15 protein-coding genes are annotated in these 16,083 nt (G+C 68.1%); 10 read left to right on the plus strand and 5 right to left on the minus strand.

What is annotated here, in order from left to right; genetic code table 11:
* Positions 1-43 precede the first annotated feature (43 nt).
* Positions 44-1,231 (minus strand): quinolinate synthase NadA, encoded by a 1,188-nt coding sequence (nadA, locus tag ACFUN8_RS32730; RefSeq protein ID WP_383645719.1) that lies wholly within the window; start codon positions 1,229-1,231, stop codon positions 44-46.
* A gap of 330 nt (positions 1,232-1,561) precedes the next feature.
* On the opposite strand from nadA, the gene ACFUN8_RS32735 reads away from it, so the two are divergent.
* On the plus strand, positions 1,562-1,918 hold the full coding sequence (locus ACFUN8_RS32735; RefSeq protein WP_023542295.1) for an iron-sulfur cluster assembly accessory protein: 357 nt from the start codon (positions 1,562-1,564) through the stop codon (positions 1,916-1,918).
* 115 nt (positions 1,919-2,033) lie between these two features.
* On the opposite strand, the gene ACFUN8_RS32740 is transcribed toward ACFUN8_RS32735, so the two are convergent.
* Positions 2,034-3,554: a hypothetical protein gene (locus ACFUN8_RS32740; RefSeq protein WP_383645722.1), complete on the minus strand. Its 1,521-nt coding sequence runs from the start codon at positions 3,552-3,554 to the stop codon at positions 2,034-2,036.
* An 85-nt stretch (positions 3,555-3,639) separates the two neighbouring features.
* Positions 3,640-3,855, minus strand: coding sequence for a hypothetical protein (locus ACFUN8_RS32745; RefSeq protein WP_383645724.1), 216 nt, complete (start codon positions 3,853-3,855; stop codon positions 3,640-3,642).
* Positions 3,856-3,986: 131 nt separating this feature from the next.
* Between ACFUN8_RS32745 and ACFUN8_RS32750 the strand changes: the two genes are divergently transcribed.
* Positions 3,987-4,961, plus strand: coding sequence for a carbohydrate kinase family protein (locus ACFUN8_RS32750; RefSeq protein ID WP_383645727.1), 975 nt, complete (start codon positions 3,987-3,989; stop codon positions 4,959-4,961).
* Positions 4,962-5,056: 95 nt separating this feature from the next.
* Here the strand turns inward: ACFUN8_RS32750 and ACFUN8_RS32755 are convergent, their stop codons facing one another.
* Positions 5,057-6,442 carry a cysteine desulfurase/sulfurtransferase TusA family protein gene (locus tag ACFUN8_RS32755; RefSeq protein ID WP_383645729.1) on the minus strand — a complete coding sequence of 462 codons (1,386 nt, stop codon included), beginning with the start codon at positions 6,440-6,442 and terminating at the stop codon, positions 5,057-5,059.
* A gap of 279 nt (positions 6,443-6,721) precedes the next feature.
* On the opposite strand from ACFUN8_RS32755, the gene coxB reads away from it, so the two are divergent.
* From coxB to ACFUN8_RS32775, 4 genes are all read left to right on the plus strand, one after another.
* Positions 6,722-7,684 carry a cytochrome c oxidase subunit II gene (gene coxB / locus ACFUN8_RS32760; protein ID WP_383645731.1) on the plus strand — a complete coding sequence of 321 codons (963 nt, stop codon included), beginning with the start codon at positions 6,722-6,724 and terminating at the stop codon, positions 7,682-7,684.
* The gene (ctaD, locus tag ACFUN8_RS32765) at positions 7,681-9,420 is read left to right on the plus strand and encodes a cytochrome c oxidase subunit I (protein ID WP_383645733.1); all 1,740 of its coding nucleotides are present in this window, start codon (positions 7,681-7,683) and stop codon (positions 9,418-9,420) included. The genes coxB and ctaD overlap by 4 nt, the downstream gene beginning before the upstream one ends.
* Positions 9,417-9,815 (plus strand): cytochrome c oxidase subunit 4, encoded by a 399-nt coding sequence (locus tag ACFUN8_RS32770; RefSeq protein ID WP_383645736.1) that lies wholly within the window; start codon positions 9,417-9,419, stop codon positions 9,813-9,815. Before ctaD ends, ACFUN8_RS32770 begins: the two co-directional genes overlap by 4 nt.
* Positions 9,816-9,943: 128 nt before the next feature.
* Positions 9,944-11,197: an Ig-like domain-containing protein gene (locus tag ACFUN8_RS32775; protein WP_383645738.1), complete on the plus strand. Its 1,254-nt coding sequence runs from the start codon at positions 9,944-9,946 to the stop codon at positions 11,195-11,197.
* A 32-nt stretch (positions 11,198-11,229) separates the two neighbouring features.
* Here the strand turns inward: ACFUN8_RS32775 and ACFUN8_RS32780 are convergent, their stop codons facing one another.
* Complete coding sequence (locus ACFUN8_RS32780; RefSeq protein ID WP_383645740.1) at positions 11,230-11,631, minus strand: hypothetical protein; 402 nt, start codon at positions 11,629-11,631, stop codon at positions 11,230-11,232.
* Between the two features lie 221 nt (positions 11,632-11,852).
* Here ACFUN8_RS32780 and ACFUN8_RS32785 point away from each other — a divergent pair, with 221 nt between their 5' ends.
* The 4 genes from ACFUN8_RS32785 to ACFUN8_RS32800 all read left to right on the plus strand — a co-directional run bounded on the left by ACFUN8_RS32785 (position 11,853) and on the right by ACFUN8_RS32800 (position 16,034).
* Positions 11,853-12,473, plus strand: a complete 621-nt coding sequence (locus tag ACFUN8_RS32785) for a heme-copper oxidase subunit III (protein WP_383645743.1) — start codon at positions 11,853-11,855, stop codon at positions 12,471-12,473.
* Between the two features lie 77 nt (positions 12,474-12,550).
* Complete coding sequence (locus tag ACFUN8_RS32790) at positions 12,551-13,360, plus strand: c-type cytochrome (RefSeq protein ID WP_383645745.1); 810 nt, start codon at positions 12,551-12,553, stop codon at positions 13,358-13,360.
* The gene (locus tag ACFUN8_RS32795) at positions 13,357-14,409 is read left to right on the plus strand and encodes a Rieske 2Fe-2S domain-containing protein (RefSeq protein ID WP_383645747.1); all 1,053 of its coding nucleotides are present in this window, start codon (positions 13,357-13,359) and stop codon (positions 14,407-14,409) included. Before ACFUN8_RS32790 ends, ACFUN8_RS32795 begins: the two co-directional genes overlap by 4 nt.
* Positions 14,406-16,034, plus strand: coding sequence for a cytochrome bc complex cytochrome b subunit (locus ACFUN8_RS32800; RefSeq protein ID WP_383645750.1), 1,629 nt, complete (start codon positions 14,406-14,408; stop codon positions 16,032-16,034). Before ACFUN8_RS32795 ends, ACFUN8_RS32800 begins: the two co-directional genes overlap by 4 nt.
* Positions 16,035-16,083: the final 49 nt, after the last annotated feature.

A 16,083-nucleotide genomic window follows, 5' to 3' on the forward strand; every position in this document is an offset into this window, starting at 1 on the left:
CCAATGGCGGGCGCCCCTTACTGCTGCGGGTTGCGGGTTGCGGTTACGGCAGCGCCAGCATCCGCTCCAGCGCCAGCTGCGCGAAGTCCGCCGTCTCCTTCTCGACCTGGATCCGGTTGATCTCCTTGCCCTCGGCGAGCGATTCGAGCGCCCACACCAGGTGCGGCAGGTCGATGCGGTTCATCGTCGAGCAGAAGCACACCGTCTTGTCGAGGAAGACGATCTCCTTGTCTTCGGCGGCGAATCGGTTCGCCAGCCGCTGCACCAGATTCAGCTCGGTGCCGATCGCCCACTTCGAGCCGGACGGCGCCTCCTCCAGCATCTTGATGATGTACTCCGTCGAGCCCACGTAGTCGGCCGCGGAGACCACCTCGTGCTTGCACTCCGGGTGGACCAGCACGTTCACGCCGGGGACCCGCTCGCGGACGTCGTTCACCGAGTCCAGCGAGAAGCGCCCGTGCACGGAGCAGTGGCCGCGCCACAGGATCATCTTCGCGTTCCGCAGCTCCTCGGCCGTCAGACCGCCGTTCGGCTTGTGCGGGTTGTAGAGGACGCAGTCCTCCAGCGACAGCCCCAGGTCCCGTACGGCCGTGTTGCGCCCCAGGTGCTGGTCGGGCAGGAAGAGGACCTGCTCGCCCTGCTCGAAGGCCCAGTTGAGGGCGCGCTCGGCGTTGGACGAGGTGCAGATGGTGCCGCCGTGCTTGCCGGTGAAGGCTTTGATGTCGGCGGAGGAGTTCATGTACGAGACGGGGACGACCCGCTCGGCTATGCCGGCGTCGGTCAGCACGTCCCAGCACTCGGCGACCTGTTCGGCCGTCGCCATGTCCGCCATGGAGCAGCCCGCGGCCAGATCCGGCAGCACGACCTTCTGGTCGTCGGTCGTCAGGATGTCCGCCGACTCGGCCATGAAGTGGACGCCGCAGAAGACGATGTACTCGGCGCCGGGGCGCGCGGCGGCGTCCTTGGCGAGCTTGAACGAGTCCCCGGTCACGTCGGCGAACTGGATGACCTCGTCGCGCTGGTAGTGGTGGCCGAGGATGAAGACCTTCTCCCCGAGCTTCTCCTTCGCCGCGCGGGCGCGCGCGACCAGATCCGGGTCGGACGGCGACGGCAGGTCGCCGGGACACTCCACGCCGCGCTCGCTGCGGGTGTCGGCCTCGCGGCCGAGCAGGAGCAGTGCGAGGGGCGTCGGCTGGACTGCGAGATCCTGACGGGCTTGGGCCGTGGTCACGTCACGCACCCTTTCTTCTCTGCGGAGGAGCCTTTTCGTCTAATTGACGTTATCAATCATAACCGCTTCACGTCACTTTGACGATGTCGATAGCGTCGATGTGACGCATTCCCGGGAGCGTGACCCGTGCCGCTCCTGAGGCGGGTGTGCGAGCATGAAGAGAGAACGACCGAGCACGACACAGCACGACAAGAGCGACAGAAAGAACGGCAGACGAGGCGAGCGGCGGGGCCCGGAATGAATCCGCGGCTGTGCTGGTTGTAGCTGTCGGCAATGAGTCCGTACTTCCCCTGCCTCCGGCGGGGAGGCCCCACCCCGGGAGAGAAGCAGATGTCCGTATCGGACGAGACCACCACCGTGAGCGACGGCATCCTCCTGTCCGACGCCGCCGCGGGCAAGGTCAAGGCCCTGCTCGACCAGGAAGGCAGGGACGACCTCGCGCTGCGCGTCGCGGTCCAGCCCGGCGGCTGTTCCGGTCTCCGTTACCAGCTGTTCTTCGACGAGCGCTCGCTGGACGGCGACGTCGTGAAGGACTTCGGCGGCGTCAAGGTCGTCACCGACCGGATGAGCGCCCCGTATCTGGGCGGCGCCTCGATCGACTTCGTCGACACGATCGAGAAGCAGGGCTTCACGATCGACAACCCCAACGCCTCCGGTTCCTGCGCCTGCGGCGACTCCTTCAGCTGATCGCGGTTCGGCTCACGAGCCGTACGCCCCGTGACGGGACAGTGAAAGGCGGCGGCCCCTCGACCAGGGGCCGCCGCCTTTCGCGTGCGCCGTTGCTTCCGGGCTGCTTTCCCGGCTACTTCCGCAGGGGCACGGCGTCGCCCGTGATCGCGTCCAGGACCTTCCGGTCGCCGAGCGGCCGGTCCAGCGTCACCTTCTCGGTGAACGACTTGCCCAAGGCGATGCACACGCCCTCCTTGGGGGCGGAGTCGACCACCTCCACCCGCACCGTGGACCCGCTCTCGTCCGCCCGCAGGGAGTACTCAGCGCACACGCCGCCCACGAAGCGCACGCTCAACGTGCTGCCGTCGGCGGTGTACGTCTCGATCGGTGACCCCGTCTGCTCCTGAGGGTCCTGGGGGTTCTGAGGGGTCCCGGGCTGCTCGGCGGGGGGCGCCTCGCCGCCCCGGGTCAGATACTCGGGAAGCACCGCCGTCCGGGTGACGGTCGACGTCGGCCCGTCCCCGGCGGCCGTCACCTCGAACCACCACGACGGTACGAGCGCGGCCCGCCCGTCCACCTGCTGCGACGCCAGCCCGAAGACCGCCTTGCCCACCGGCACCGGCGTGGGCTTCGCCGGCTTCGCGCCCGTGCCGCCCGGCTCGCACGGGGTCGCGGGCTCCGGCCCGTCCTTGTGCGGCACCGCCGACGCGCAGCCGCCGATGCCGCTCGTGGCCGGGGCGTTCGACGCCTCGTTGAGCAGCTTCAGCGCCTCGGTCGCGCCGACCACCGGATACTCGGCCCCCTTCGCGGGGGCCTTCAACTTGCCGCTACCGGCCACCACTTGGCCGTCCGCGCCGATCTGGATGCCGGTCGACCAGCCGTACGTCGGCAGCCCGCCGATCACCGGCGCGGCGTTCACCACCCGTACGGCGCCCATCAGTTGGCCCGCGTCGAGGGCCGCGTCCTGCTGGCCCAGCGCCTTCAGCACCGGCGCGGCGGCCTTCTTCGCGGCCTGCTCGCTCACCGGACCGGCCCCGCTCTCCGGTACGACGGGGTTGACGGCGTCCCCGCCGCCTCCGCCGCCGCTCGGGCACTCCTTGCCCTTCAGACAGTTGTCGCCGCCGGGCGCGGAACCGTAGCGGCCGAACGTCCAGGTCCCCGGCGCCTGCTTGTCGACACTGAGCAGCGGGCCCGAACCGTCCTTCTGGGCCCCGACCTTCCAGGCCGTACCGGAGAGTTCCGGCGTACCGGCCACGCCCAGGGCCTCGGCGAGCCGCGCCACGTCCGCCGCCGCGACGGATCCCTCGGGGAGGTGTACGGCGGCGGAGCCGGGCCCCTCGGGCAGCGTGCCGGTCGCGCGGTACTCGACGCCGTACGGGCTCGGCTCACCGGGCGCGATGCCGGGCCCACCCGCCTCGCCGCTGCCGAGCGCCAGTGGCGGCGGAGCCGGATCACCGCCGTGCGCGGTCGATTTCGAGCCATCGCCGCCGTCCGACGACGCCGTGGCGAAGTACGCACCGCCGCCGCCCACGATGAGGACGGCCGCCGCCACCGACACGATCGCGAGGGGGGAACGCCGCAACCCGGCGCGCACCGCGCCCCGTTCGTCGTCGCGAGTGCCGTCGCTGTCCTGGGGTCGTTCGGTACTGGTCACCGTCTGCTCCTTCGGCCGGATCGGCCCCGCCGTGGCCGGGACACCGATGAGACGGGCGGCGGGAGCGCTCGGTTCCCCGCGACCGTCAGTCGCCGTATTCGGCCATGCCGTCGATCAGCCGGGCGGAGGCCGCAGGGACCGTGATGCCATGGATCAGCGACGGAGGGACGGGGGCGGGAGCGGCGGCGGTGGTGGGCTTCACCCAGTCCGGCGCCATCCGCGCGCAGTCACCGCGCAATTCGGCCAGGCTGGTGTCGGACTCACGTACGGCGCGCTCGCGGGGGACGGCGTTGTTCCTCATATACGCACCGTAAGCACGAAGGGGTCGGGAGAAAAGCCCTACTATCGGGTAGTTCTGCCGTTTGGAGGCCCCGGACGCCGAACCGATACCGTGAGCTGTCCACACGTTCTCCTCCACAGGAGCAGTCAGCCGTGAGAATCGCAGTCACCGGCTCCATCGCCACTGACCACCTCATGACCTTCCCCGGTCGCTTCGCCGACCAGTTGGTCGGGGACCAGCTGCACACGGTCTCGCTTTCCTTCCTCGTCGACAACCTCGACGTACGCCGGGGCGGTGTCGGAGCCAACATCTGCTTCGGTATGGGCCAGCTCGGCACCGCGCCGATCCTGGTCGGCGCCGTCGGATCGGACTTCGCGGAGTACCGCGCCTGGCTCGACCGCCACGGTGTCGACACCGGGTCCGTCCGGGTCTCCGAGGTGCTGCACACGGCGCGCTTCGTCTGTACGACGGACGCCGACCACAACCAGATCGGCTCGTTCTACAGCGGCGCCATGAGCGAGGCGCGGCAGATCGAACTGAAGTCGGTCGCCGACCGCGTCGGCGGCCTCGACCTGGTCCTGATCGGCGCCGACGACCCGGAGGCGATGCTTCGCCACACCGAGGAGTGCCGCACCAGGTCCATCCCGTTCGCCGCGGACTTCTCGCAGCAGATCGCGCGGATGGACGGCGACGAGATCAGGCTGCTGCTCGACGGTGCGACGTACCTCTTCTCCAACGAGTACGAGAAGGGGCTCATCGAGTCCAAGACCGGCTGGACCGACGCCGAGATCCTCGGCCGGGTCGGCCACCGGGTCACCACCCTCGGCTCGCGCGGTGTGCGGATCGAGCGCGTCGGCGACGACCCGATCGAGGTCGGCTGCGCCGAGGAGACGGCCAAGCTCGACCCGACCGGCGTCGGCGACGCCTTCCGCGCCGGCTTCCTGTCGGGTCTGGCGTGGGGCGTGGGCCTGGAGCGGGCCGCGCAGGTCGGCTGCATGGTCGCGACCCTGGTCATCGAGACGGTGGGCACCCAGGAGTACACGCTGCGCCGGAACAACTTCATGGACCGCTTCACCAAGGCGTACGGCCACGAGGCGGCCAACGAGGTCCGTACGCACCTGGAGTAGGCGTCCGGGCCTTGTCCGGCGCTTGTCCGGCGCCTGCCGCTCCCGGGGATCTCTCCGGGGGCGGCACGCCCCTTTCGGCCACCGGCGGTCGAGGCTCAGACGAGGCGGCGTACCAGGAACGCGGTACCGCGCCGGCCGCCGTACTCGTGGCCGCGCATCTCGCACCAGGCCGGGATGTCCAGCCGGGCGGCCTCGTCGTCGGACAGGACGGTCACCGTGCCCCCCACCGGCACGTCCCCGATCACCTTCGCCAGCTCGATCACCGGGATCGGGCACAGCTTGCCGAGCGCGTCCACGACGAGTGACGCCGCCGCGTCCGGCGCCGTGCCTCCGCCGTCGGGCGCCGCCGGCGCGCCCAGCCGTTGCCGTACACCCGCCACCAGCCCCGGCAGCACCTCCAGGAACCGGTCCACCTCCGCCTCGGCCGTACCGGACGGCAGCGACACCCGGACGTTGCCCTCCGAGAGCACCCCCATCGCCCGCAGCACATGGCTCGGCGTCAGTGTGCTGCTCGTGCACGAGGAGCCCGACGACACGGAGAAGTCCGCCCGGTCCAGCTCGTGCAGCAGAGTCTCCCCGTCGACATAGAGACAGGAGAAGGTGACGAGATGGGGGAGACGGCGCACCGGATCGCCCACCACCTCTACATCGGGGACCAGTTCCGGCACCCGCGCCCGGATCCGGTCCACCAGCACGCGCAGCCTGGCACCCTCCGCCTCGGCCTCGCCCCGTACGGCGCGCAGCGACGCCGCGGCGGCGACGATCGCCGGCAGGTTCTCGAAACCGGGTACGCGCCCCGACTCCCGCTCGTCCACCGGGCCTTGGGGCGCGAACCGGACCCCCTTGCGTACGGCGAGCAGCCCCACCCCGGCGGGCCCGCCCCACTTGTGCGCGCTCGCGGTCAGCAGCGACCACGCCCCGTCCACCGGCCCCCACCCCAGCGACTGGGCCGCGTCCACCAGCAGCGGGACCCCGGCGGCCCGGCATGCCTCGGCGACGGCGGCGACCGGCTGCACCGTGCCGACCTCGTGGTTGGCCGACTGGAGGCAGGCCAGCGCCGTGTCGGGACGCAGGGCCGCCGCGTACGCCTCCGGGGACACCGCCCCCGTACGGTCCACCGGCACTTCCGTCACGGCCGCGTCCGCCCCGTCGGTGACCCGCGTGTGTCCGGCATGAAGCACCGACGAGTGTTCGACCGCCGAGACCACCACATGGCCACCGACACGCCGACGGCCCGCGAGCGATCCGGCCATTCCCGAATGCACCGCGTACGTCCCCGAAGGAGTGAACACAAGTTCGTCGGGTCGGCAGCCCACCGCCTCCGCCGCGGCCTCGCGCGCGGCGTCCAGCAACAGCCTGGCCCGCCGCCCCTCGCGGTACAGCCTGGCCGGATCGGCCCAGCCCTCGTCCAGGGCGGCCTGCAGGGCCTGGTGTGCGACGGGGTGCAGCGGGGCGGAGGACGCGGAGTCGAAGTAGGCCACGCCGCCACGCTAATCCTTGTCCCCGCCAAGCAGACCGCGCCCCGGTCCACCGTGACGCCGACCGCGTCTGGAGGGGCCGTCAGAAGCGCCCCGGAGCCGGTCATTCCACCCCTTCGGGGTGCCGGACGGCGCGTTGGGCACCCTCCATGCGCGACCCCAAATTGCGTCCAGTAGGGTTTGGTCCGCATAAACATCCAAACCCCTGCCCGCGTCAGGGCCGGCGACCGACCGTGACGGCCGCAGCCGGCTGTGCGGGCGAGACTCTCGGGAAGGCGCTACGTGAGTCCCAACGGCTCCGACCGCTCGTCGCGGCGCCCGATGCGGCGGAAGCTGCCGCAGGTGCTGACTGCGGGCCTGATCCTCGCGACCGCCACCGGTTGCACATACAGGGATTTCCCCCGCCTTGGAATGCCCACACCGGTGACCGAGGAGGCCCCCAGAATCCTCTCCCTCTGGCAGGGCTCGTGGGCGGCAGCGCTCATCACGGGCATCCTGGTGTGGGGGCTGATCGTGTGGAGTGTCATCTTCCACCGGCGCACCCGCACCAAGGTGGAGGTACCTCCACAGACCCGTTACAACATGCCCATCGAGGCCCTGTACACGGTCGTTCCGCTCATCATCGTCTCGGTGCTCTTCTACTTCACCGCGCGTGACGAGTCGAAGCTCCTCTCTCTTGAGGACAAGCCGGCCCACACCGTGAACGTGGTCGGCTACCAGTGGAGCTGGGGCTTCAACTACGTCGAGAACGTGGACGGCGAGGCTTCCACCGGCGCCGAGGTTCCCAAGGAACTCGGCGACATCCCCCAGAAGTTCCAGGACGACTTCCCCGCCGGTGCCGAAGGCGTCTACGACGCCGGAATCCCGGGCACCAAGAATCCCCAGAACGGCAACCCGGGTCCGACCCTGTGGCTGCCGAAGGGGGAGAAGGTCCGGTTCGTCCTCACGTCACGTGACGTCATCCACTCCTTCTGGGTCGTGCCGTTCCTGATGAAGCAGGACGTCATCCCGGGTCACACCAACGCCTTCGAGGTGACTCCCAACCGGGAGGGCACCTTCATGGGCAAGTGCGCCGAACTGTGCGGTGTGGACCACTCCCGGATGCTCTTCAACGTCAAGGTCGTCTCCCCGGAGCGCTACCAGCAGCACTTGAAGGAGCTGGCCGACAAGGGGCAGACCGGCTACATCCCGTCGGGCATCGAGCTGACGGACCCGGCCAGGAATGCGGAGAAGAAACAACTGTGAGCATCCTCAACGAACCCAAGGGTGCCGCCGTAGCAACTGACGACTCGTACGCGAACGAGTTGCCGGTACGGCGCAAGCAGCCCGGCGCTGTCGTCATCAAGTGGCTGACCACCACCGATCACAAGACGATCGGCACGCTCTACCTGGTCACGTCGTTCGTCTTCTTCTGCATCGGTGGTGTGCTCGCGCTCTTCATGCGCGCCGAGCTGGCCCGTCCCGGCACGCAGATCATGTCGAACGAGCAGTTCAACCAGGCGTTCACGATGCACGGCACGATCATGCTGCTGATGTTCGCGACGCCGCTGTTCGCCGGTTTCGCGAACTGGATCATGCCGCTGCAGATCGGCGCGCCCGATGTGGCGTTCCCGCGGCTGAACATGTTCGCCTACTGGCTCTACCTGTTCGGCTCGCTCATCGCGGTGGGCGGTTTCATCACCCCGCAGGGCGCGGCGGACTTCGGCTGGTTCGCGTACTCGCCGCTGTCGGACGCGGTCCGTTCACCGGGCATCGGCGCCGACCTGTGGATCATGGGTCTGGCCCTCTCCGGCTTCGGCACGATCCTCGGCTCGGTCAACTTCATCACCACGATCATCTGCATGCGCGCGCCCGGCATGACGATGTTCCGGATGCCGATCTTCTGCTGGAACGTGCTCCTGACCGGTGTGCTGGTCCTGCTCGCCTTCCCGGTGCTGGCCGCCGCGCTCCTCGCCCTGGAGGCCGACCGGAAATTCGGGGCGCACATCTTCGACGCCGCCAACGGCGGCGCGTTGCTCTGGCAACACCTGTTCTGGTTCTTCGGGCATCCAGAGGTGTACATCATCGCCCTGCCGTTCTTCGGGATCATTTCCGAGATCATTCCGGTGTTCAGCCGGAAGCCGATGTTCGGCTACATCGGGCTCATCGGCGCGACGATCGCCATCGCCGGTCTGTCGGTGACGGTCTGGGCGCACCACATGTATGTGACGGGCGGCGTACTCCTACCGTTCTTCTCGTTCATGACGTTCCTGATCGCGGTGCCGACAGGAGTGAAGTTCTTCAACTGGATCGGCACGATGTGGAAAGGCTCGTTGTCCTTCGAGACACCGATGCTCTGGACCATCGGCTTCCTGGTTACCTTCACCTTCGGTGGTCTGACGGGCGTCATCCTGGCGTCGCCGCCGATGGACTTCCATGTCTCCGACTCGTACTTCGTGGTCGCGCACTTCCACTACGTCGTCTTCGGCACGGTGGTGTTCGCGATGTTCGCCGGCTTCCATTTCTGGTGGCCGAAGATGACGGGCAAGATGCTCGACGAACGGCTCGGGAAGATCACCTTCTGGACGCTGTTCATCGGCTTCCACGGCACGTTCCTGGTGCAGCACTGGCTGGGGGCGGAGGGCATGCCACGGCGTTACGCGGACTACCTCGCGGCCGACGGCTTCACCGCGCTGAACACCATCTCCACGATCAGCTCGTTCCTGCTGGGCATGTCGGTCCTGCCGTTCTTCTACAACGTCTGGAAGACCGCCAAGTACGGGAAGAAGATCGAGGTGGACGACCCGTGGGGCTACGGGCGTTCACTCGAATGGGCGACTTCCTGCCCGCCGCCCCGGCACAACTTCCTCACGCTGCCCCGTATCCGCTCCGAATCCCCGGCGTTCGACCTGCACCACCCGGAGATCGCGGCGCTCGAACACCTTGAGAACGACGGACAGAAGGACGCCGCTCTGCTCGGTGGCAAGGAGGTCGGCAAGTGAAGGTCCAAGGCTGGATGTTCCTCTGGCTGAGCCTCTTCATCCTCGTTGTCGCCGGTGTGTACGGCGTGTGGTCGAAGGAGCCCGTCGGCACCACCGCGCTCTTCCTGGCGTTCGGTCTGAGCCTCATGATCGGCTTCTACCTGGCCTTCACGGCCCGGCGGGTCGACGCGATGGCGCAGGACAACAAGCAGGCCGACGTCGCGGACGAGGCCGGCGATGTGGGGTTCTTCTCCCCGCACAGCTGGCAGCCGCTCTCGCTGGCCATCGGCGGGGCGCTCGCGTTCCTCTCCATCGCCGTCGGCTGGTGGCTGCTGTTCTTCTCCTTCCCGGTACTCCTGGTCGGCCTGTGGGGCTGGGTCTTCGAGTACTACAGCGGTGAGAACCAGAACCAGTAGCAGAACGGCGGCGGACAGCCGTCACCGAGACAAGGGCCCGGCTCCCCCTCACCCCTGAGGAGGATCCGGGCCCCTCGTTTGCAGTCACACAGCGCGCCGTAACCGGACATTCTTCATAACGTGTGCATATGAACCACACGCCGCGCTTTCGCACCGTTCTCGGCTGCACTCTGCTGGTCCTGTCCCTCGGGGCGGTAGCGACCGGCTGTGGCGCCTCGGACGGCCACCCGCTGTCCGGGAAGCCCTACGACGCAGCCGACCAGGTCTCCCTCAACGCGCCCAAGGGCGACGCCAAGGCGAACCCCGACAAGCCTCTGGAAGTCGTCGCCAAGGGCGGCGACGGACGGATCACCGACGTGACCGTCACGGACGCCGTCGGCCACCACCTGGCGGGCGAGCTGGCCGCGGACGGCGGCCGCTGGCACTCCACGGCGCCGCTGGCCGCCGGTGCCCGCTACACCGTCAAGGTCTCCACGGAGGACGAGGACGGCGCCCCGGGCAGCCGTACGCTCGACTTCGAGACGTCCCCGGTGCAGCGGAACCTGAGCGTCAAGTTCGGCCCGCAGGCGGGCAAGTACGGGGTCGGCCAGCCCATCACGGCGGAGCTCAGCTCGCCGGTCAAGGACAGGGACGCCAGAGCCGTCGTCGAACGGGGCCTCAAGGTCCGCTCCAGCCCCGCCGCGGAGGGCTCCTGGCACTGGGTCGACGACAAGACCCTGCACTTCCGGCCCAAGGAGTACTGGCCCACCAACGCGACCGTCGACGTGAGCAGCACCCTCGACGGCATCAAGGTCGGGAACAAGCTGTACGGCGGCCCGGTGAAGCCCCTCAAGATCACCACCGGCGACCGGCTCGAAGCCATCGCCGACGCCGGTTCCCACCACATGACGGTGATGCGCAACGGCGAGGTCATCAACACGATCCCGGTGACCACCGGCAAGCCCGGCTTCTCGACCCGTAACGGCATCAAGGTCGTGCTGGAGAAGCAGCAGTTCGTACGGATGCGCGGCACCAGCGTCGGCATCGCGGCCGGCAGCAGCGAGTCGTACGACCTGCCCGTCTACTACGCCACACGCGTCACCTGGAGCGGCGAGTACGTGCACGCCGCCCCGTGGTCCGTCGGCTCACAGGGGTCGGCGAACGTCAGCCACGGCTGTGTCGGTATGTCCACCGACAACGCCGAGTGGTTCTTCGACACCGTCCGCCAGGGCGACATCGTCAAGGTCGTCAACAGCGGCGGCGAGGACATGGATCCGTTCGGAAACGGCTTCGGCGACTGGAACCTGGACTGGGACAAGTGGCGCCAGGGCAGCGCCCTGGTCGCCGGCACCAAGGACGGCGGCGGCCCGGTGGAAGCCGCCCGGCTCCGTCCGCAGGTCTGACGCGGGCCGGGTGACCGGACCGGGTGGAGCCGTCAGGCCTCCACGGCGAGCCTGGTGCGCAGCAGCGCGGCCAGCGCCTCCGGGAAGCCCACCGGCTCCACCGGCAGCGTCACAGCGGTCTCGGCGCGGCTCCAGGTGGCCAGCCAGGCGTCCTGCGGGCGGCCCATCAGCAGCAGCACGGGCGGGGAGTTGAAGATCTCGTCCTTGATCTGCCGGCACAGGCCCATGCCGCCGATGGGGGTGGCCTCGCCGTCGAAGACACACGCGTCGACGCCGCCCTTGTCGAGCAACTTCAGCACGGCGTGCATCGTCGCGCACTCGATGTACTCGACGGGCGGCAGGTCGGCGGCCGGCCTGCGGCCCGCTGCCGTCCGCACCTGCTCGCGGGTGTTCGCGTTGTCGCTGTAGATCAGGACCGTGGCGGTCGGCTGCATTGTTCCTCCGTGACATCCGTCGTGACATCCGCGTCTGCGAGGGCTTCGGGGTCCAGGCCCCGTCGACCCGCTGCGCGGATGCTACTCCGTCGGACACCATGTCAGCACGGGTCCCGGCCCTCCCGCGATGGGCCGTTCGGTCCTGGCTCGCGTCCCGTCCGAAGTGGCTGACACTCCGAATGGCACCCCCGGGAGTGAGGGCGGGATAAGCGACCGACATAATGTCGGTCGTGGCGACAGCAACGACAGTAGAAACCGGGCACGCGCACCCGACGGTCAATCGGCCGAACCTCACCAGTGTCGGAACCATCATCTGGTTGAGTTCCGAGCTGATGTTCTTCGCGGCCCTCTTCGCGATGTACTTCACCCTCCGGTCGGTGACAGGGGCGGCGTTCTGGTCGGAGAAGGCCGATTCGCTGAACATCCCGTTCTCCGCGGTGAACACCACGATCCTGGTGCTCTCCTCACTCACCTGCCAGCTCGGCGTCTTCGCCGCCGAGCGGGGCGACGTGAAGAAGCTCCGATCGTGGTTCGTGATCACGTTCGTGATGGGTGCGGTCTTCATCGGCGGTCAGATCTTCGAGTACACGGAGCTCGTCAAGCACGAGGGCCTCTCGCTCTCGTCCGACGCGTACGGCTCCGCGTTCTATCTGACCACCGGCTTCCATGGTCTGCACGTGACAGGCGGTCTGATCGCCTTCCTGCTGGTTCTCGGCAGAACGTACGCGGCCAAGAGGTTCACCCACGAGCAGGCAACCGCCGCCATCGTCGTGTCCTATTACTGGCACTTCGTCGATGTCGTCTGGATCGGCCTCTTCGCCACGATCTACCTGATCAAGTAGCGGGCCACAGCGCCCGACGCGCTTGCACACACCGTCCAGAAGCACCGACGCAGAAGATCCTGACACCGGGGTAATCCGTGAAAAAGCTCTCCGCACGACGACGCCATCCGTTGGCGGCGGTCGTCGTCCTACTCCTCGCGCTGGCGGCCACCGGGGGGCTGTACGCCGCGTTCGCGCCCGCGGGCAAGGCACAGGCAGACGACACCGCCCAGTCCCTCGCCATCGACGAGGGCAAGAAGCTGTACGCCGTTGGCTGCGCGAGCTGCCACGGCGTCGGCGGTCAGGGCACCTCCGACGGCCCGTCGCTGACCGGCGTCGGCGCCGCCGCCGTGGACTTCCAGGTCGGCACCGGCCGGATGCCGGCGCAGCAGCCAGGCCCGCAGGTACCCAAGAAAAAGGTCATCTACGACCAGAAGGAGATCGACCAACTCGCGGCGTACGTCGCCTCGCTCGGCCCCGGTCCCTCCATCCCGACCGCCGAGCAGTACAACCCGGAAGGCGCGGACTCCGCCAAGGGCGGTGAACTGTTCCGCTCGAACTGCGCCCAGTGCCACAACTTCGGTGGTGAGGGCGGCGCGCTGACGAACGGCAAGTACGCGCCGGGGCTTGAAGGGGTATCCAACAAGCACCTGTACGAGGCGATGCTGACCGGTCCGCAGAACATGCCCTCGTTCCCCGACTCGACGATGCCCGAGGAGCAGAAGCGGGAGATCATCAAGTACATCGAGGACGTGAACGGTGACGAGTCGTCGAACCCCGGCGGTCTCAAGCTCGGTGGCATCGGCCCCGTCAGTGAGGGCCTGTTCTCCTGGATCATCGGTCTGGGCCTGCTGATCGCAGTCGCCATCTGGACCGCGGCGCACACCGCTAAGGCCAAGAAGTCATGAGTAGCAACCGGATTTCAGACGAGAACCTGCCGGCTGAGCAGGAATCCGCGCACGCCGAGGTCGAGCGTGCCGACGACCCGTTCGCCAACCCCGGCATGCCGGCCCACCGGCCGCGTATCCAGGACATCGACGAGCGGGCGGCCAAGCGCTCGGAACGCACGGTGGCGGGGTTCTTCACGCTGTCGATGCTGGCCACGATCGGCTTCATCGCCTCGTTCGTCGCCTTCCCCATCGAGAAGATCGTGTACATCTGGCCGTTCGGTCATGTGAGCGCGCTCAACTTCTCGCTGGGGCTGACGCTCGGAGTGGCCCTCTTCGCCATCGGCGCGGGCGCGGTCCACTGGGCGCGCACCCTGATGAGCGACGTGGAGATCGTCCAGGAACGTCATCCGATCGAGGCCACCCCCGAGGTCGCCGCCAAGGCGAAGGAGGACTTCCTCCTCGGCTCCGCGGAGTCCGGTTTCGGGAGGCGCAAGCTGATCCGCAACACGATGTTCGGCGCGCTGGCCCTGGTGCCGCTCTCCGGCGTGGTCCTGCTGCGCGACCTCGGCCCGCTGCCCGAGGACAAGCTCCGCAAGACGTTCTGGAAGAAGGGCTTGATGCTCATCAACCAGAACACGAGCGAGCCGCTGCGTCCCGAGGACGTCACCGTGGGGTCGCTGACCTTCGCCCAGCCCGAGGGGCTGGACGACCACAATGAGAACTTCAACAATGAGATCGCCAAGGCGGCTCTCATGATCGTTCGCATTCAGCCCGAGGACATCAAGGACAAGCGCGAACTCGAGTGGTCGCACGAGGGCATCGTCGCGTACTCCAAGATCTGCACCCATGTCGGCTGTCCCATCAGCCTGTATGAGCAGCAGACGCACCACGTGCTCTGCCCGTGCCACCAGTCCACCTTCGACCTCTCCGACGGCGCCCGCGTCATCTTCGGCCCGGCCGGTCACGCGCTTCCGCAGCTGCGGATCGGTGTGAACGAAGAGGGTTACCTCTACGCGCTCGGCGATTTCGACGAGCCCGTCGGTCCGTCCTTCTGGGAGCGCGGATGAGTACTGCGTCTGACGAAAAGAGCCGCCAGGCACCCGCGGGAGAGCGGGTCGCCGACTGGGCGGACGGTCGCCTCGGGATCTACGGCGCGGCCAAGGGCATGGTGCGGAAGGTCTTTCCGGACCACTGGTCGTTCATGCTGGGCGAGATCGCCCTGTGGAGTTTCGTCGTCATCATCCTCACGGGTGTGTATCTGACGCTGTTCTTCCACCCGAGCATGAACGAGGTCGTGTACGACGGCAGTTACGTGCCGATGCAGGGCGTCCGGATGACCGAGGCGTACGCCTCGACACTGGACATCAGCTTCGACGTCCGCGGCGGTCTGCTGATCCGGCAGATCCACCACTGGGGCGCGCTGATCTTCGTGGCCGCGATGTTCGTGCACATGATGCGCGTCTTCTTCACGGGCGCGTTCCGCAAGCCCCGTGAGATCAACTGGGTGTTCGGCTTCCTGCTGTTCTTCCTGGCGCTGCTCACCGGACTCACCGGATACTCGCTGCCCGACGACCTGCTGTCCGGCACCGGTGTGCGCTTCGCGCAGGGCGCGATCCTCGCCATCCCGATCGTGGGCACGTACATCTCGATGTTCCTGTTCGGCGGGGAGTTCCCCGGCCACGACATCGTGGCGCGGTTCTACTCCATCCACATCCTGCTTCTCCCGGGCATCATGCTCGGGCTCGTGGTGGCGCACCTGATCCTGGTCTTCTACCACAAGCACACGCAGTTCGCGGGTCCCGGCAAGACCAACAACAACGTGGTCGGCGCGCCGTTCCTGCCGATCTACATGGCCAAGGCCGGCGGCTTCTTCTTCCTGGTCTTCGGTGTCATCACGATCATCTCGGCGATCGCCACGATCAACCCGGTGTGGGCCATCGGCCCGTACCGCCCGGACATGGTCTCCACCGGAGCCCAGCCGGACTGGTATCTGGGCTTCTCCGAGGGCCTGATCCGAGTGATGCCCGGCTGGGAGATCAACCTCTGGGGCCATACGCTCGCGCTGGGCGTGTTCATCCCGTTCACGGTCTTCCCGCTGGTCCTGGTGATCCTCGCGGTCTACCCGTTCGTCGAGTCCTGGGTCACCGGCGACAAGCGCGAGCACCACATCCTGGACCGGCCGCGCAACGCGCCGACCCGGACCGCCTTCGGTGTGGCGTGGCTGACCGTGTACTTCGTCCTGCTGGTCGGCGGCGGAAACGACATCTGGGCCACCCACTTCCATCTGTCGATCAACACGATCACCTGGTTCGTCAGGATCGCGGTCTTCGTCGGCCCGGTCGTCGCGTTCGTGATCACCAAGCGGTTCTGTCTGGGACTTCAGCGCCGCGACGCCGAGAAGGTGCTGCACGGACGCGAGTCCGGACTCATCAAGCGGCTGCCGCACGGTGAGTTCGTCGAGGTCCACCAGCCGCTGAGCCAGGGAGAGCTGCACTCGCTCACCGCTCACGAGCAGTACAAGCCGGCCGAGATCGGGCCGACCGTCGACGAGAACGGTGTCGTGCGCAAGACCTCTCCGGTGGAGAAGCTGCGGGTCAAGCTGAGCAAGGGCTACTACGGCGAGGGAAGCCAGATCCCCAAGCCGACGGCCGAGGAGTACAAGGAGATCACGAGCGGCCACGGCCACCACTGATCACCTGATGTACGAGGGCCCCGGCCCGGCTCCCTTCGGGGGACCGGGC

The organism is Streptomyces sp. NPDC057307 (genome assembly GCF_042667665.1).
Taxonomy (GTDB): domain Bacteria; phylum Actinomycetota; class Actinomycetes; order Streptomycetales; family Streptomycetaceae; genus Streptomyces.

Coding starts and splice junctions, on each gene's coding strand:
- ACFUN8_RS32735 (WP_023542295.1), top strand. CDS start 1,562: ATGTCCGTATCGGACGAGACCACCACCGTGAGCGACGGCATCCTCCTG.
- ACFUN8_RS32745 (WP_383645724.1), bottom strand. CDS start 3,855: ATGAGGAACAACGCCGTCCCCCGCGAGCGCGCCGTACGTGAGTCCGAC.
- ACFUN8_RS32775 (WP_383645738.1), top strand. CDS start 9,944: ATGAACCACACGCCGCGCTTTCGCACCGTTCTCGGCTGCACTCTGCTG.
- ACFUN8_RS32780 (WP_383645740.1), bottom strand. CDS start 11,631: ATGCAGCCGACCGCCACGGTCCTGATCTACAGCGACAACGCGAACACC.
- ACFUN8_RS32785 (WP_383645743.1), top strand. CDS start 11,853: ATGTCGGTCGTGGCGACAGCAACGACAGTAGAAACCGGGCACGCGCAC.
- ACFUN8_RS32795 (WP_383645747.1), top strand. CDS start 13,357: ATGAGTAGCAACCGGATTTCAGACGAGAACCTGCCGGCTGAGCAGGAA.
- ACFUN8_RS32800 (WP_383645750.1), top strand. CDS start 14,406: ATGAGTACTGCGTCTGACGAAAAGAGCCGCCAGGCACCCGCGGGAGAG.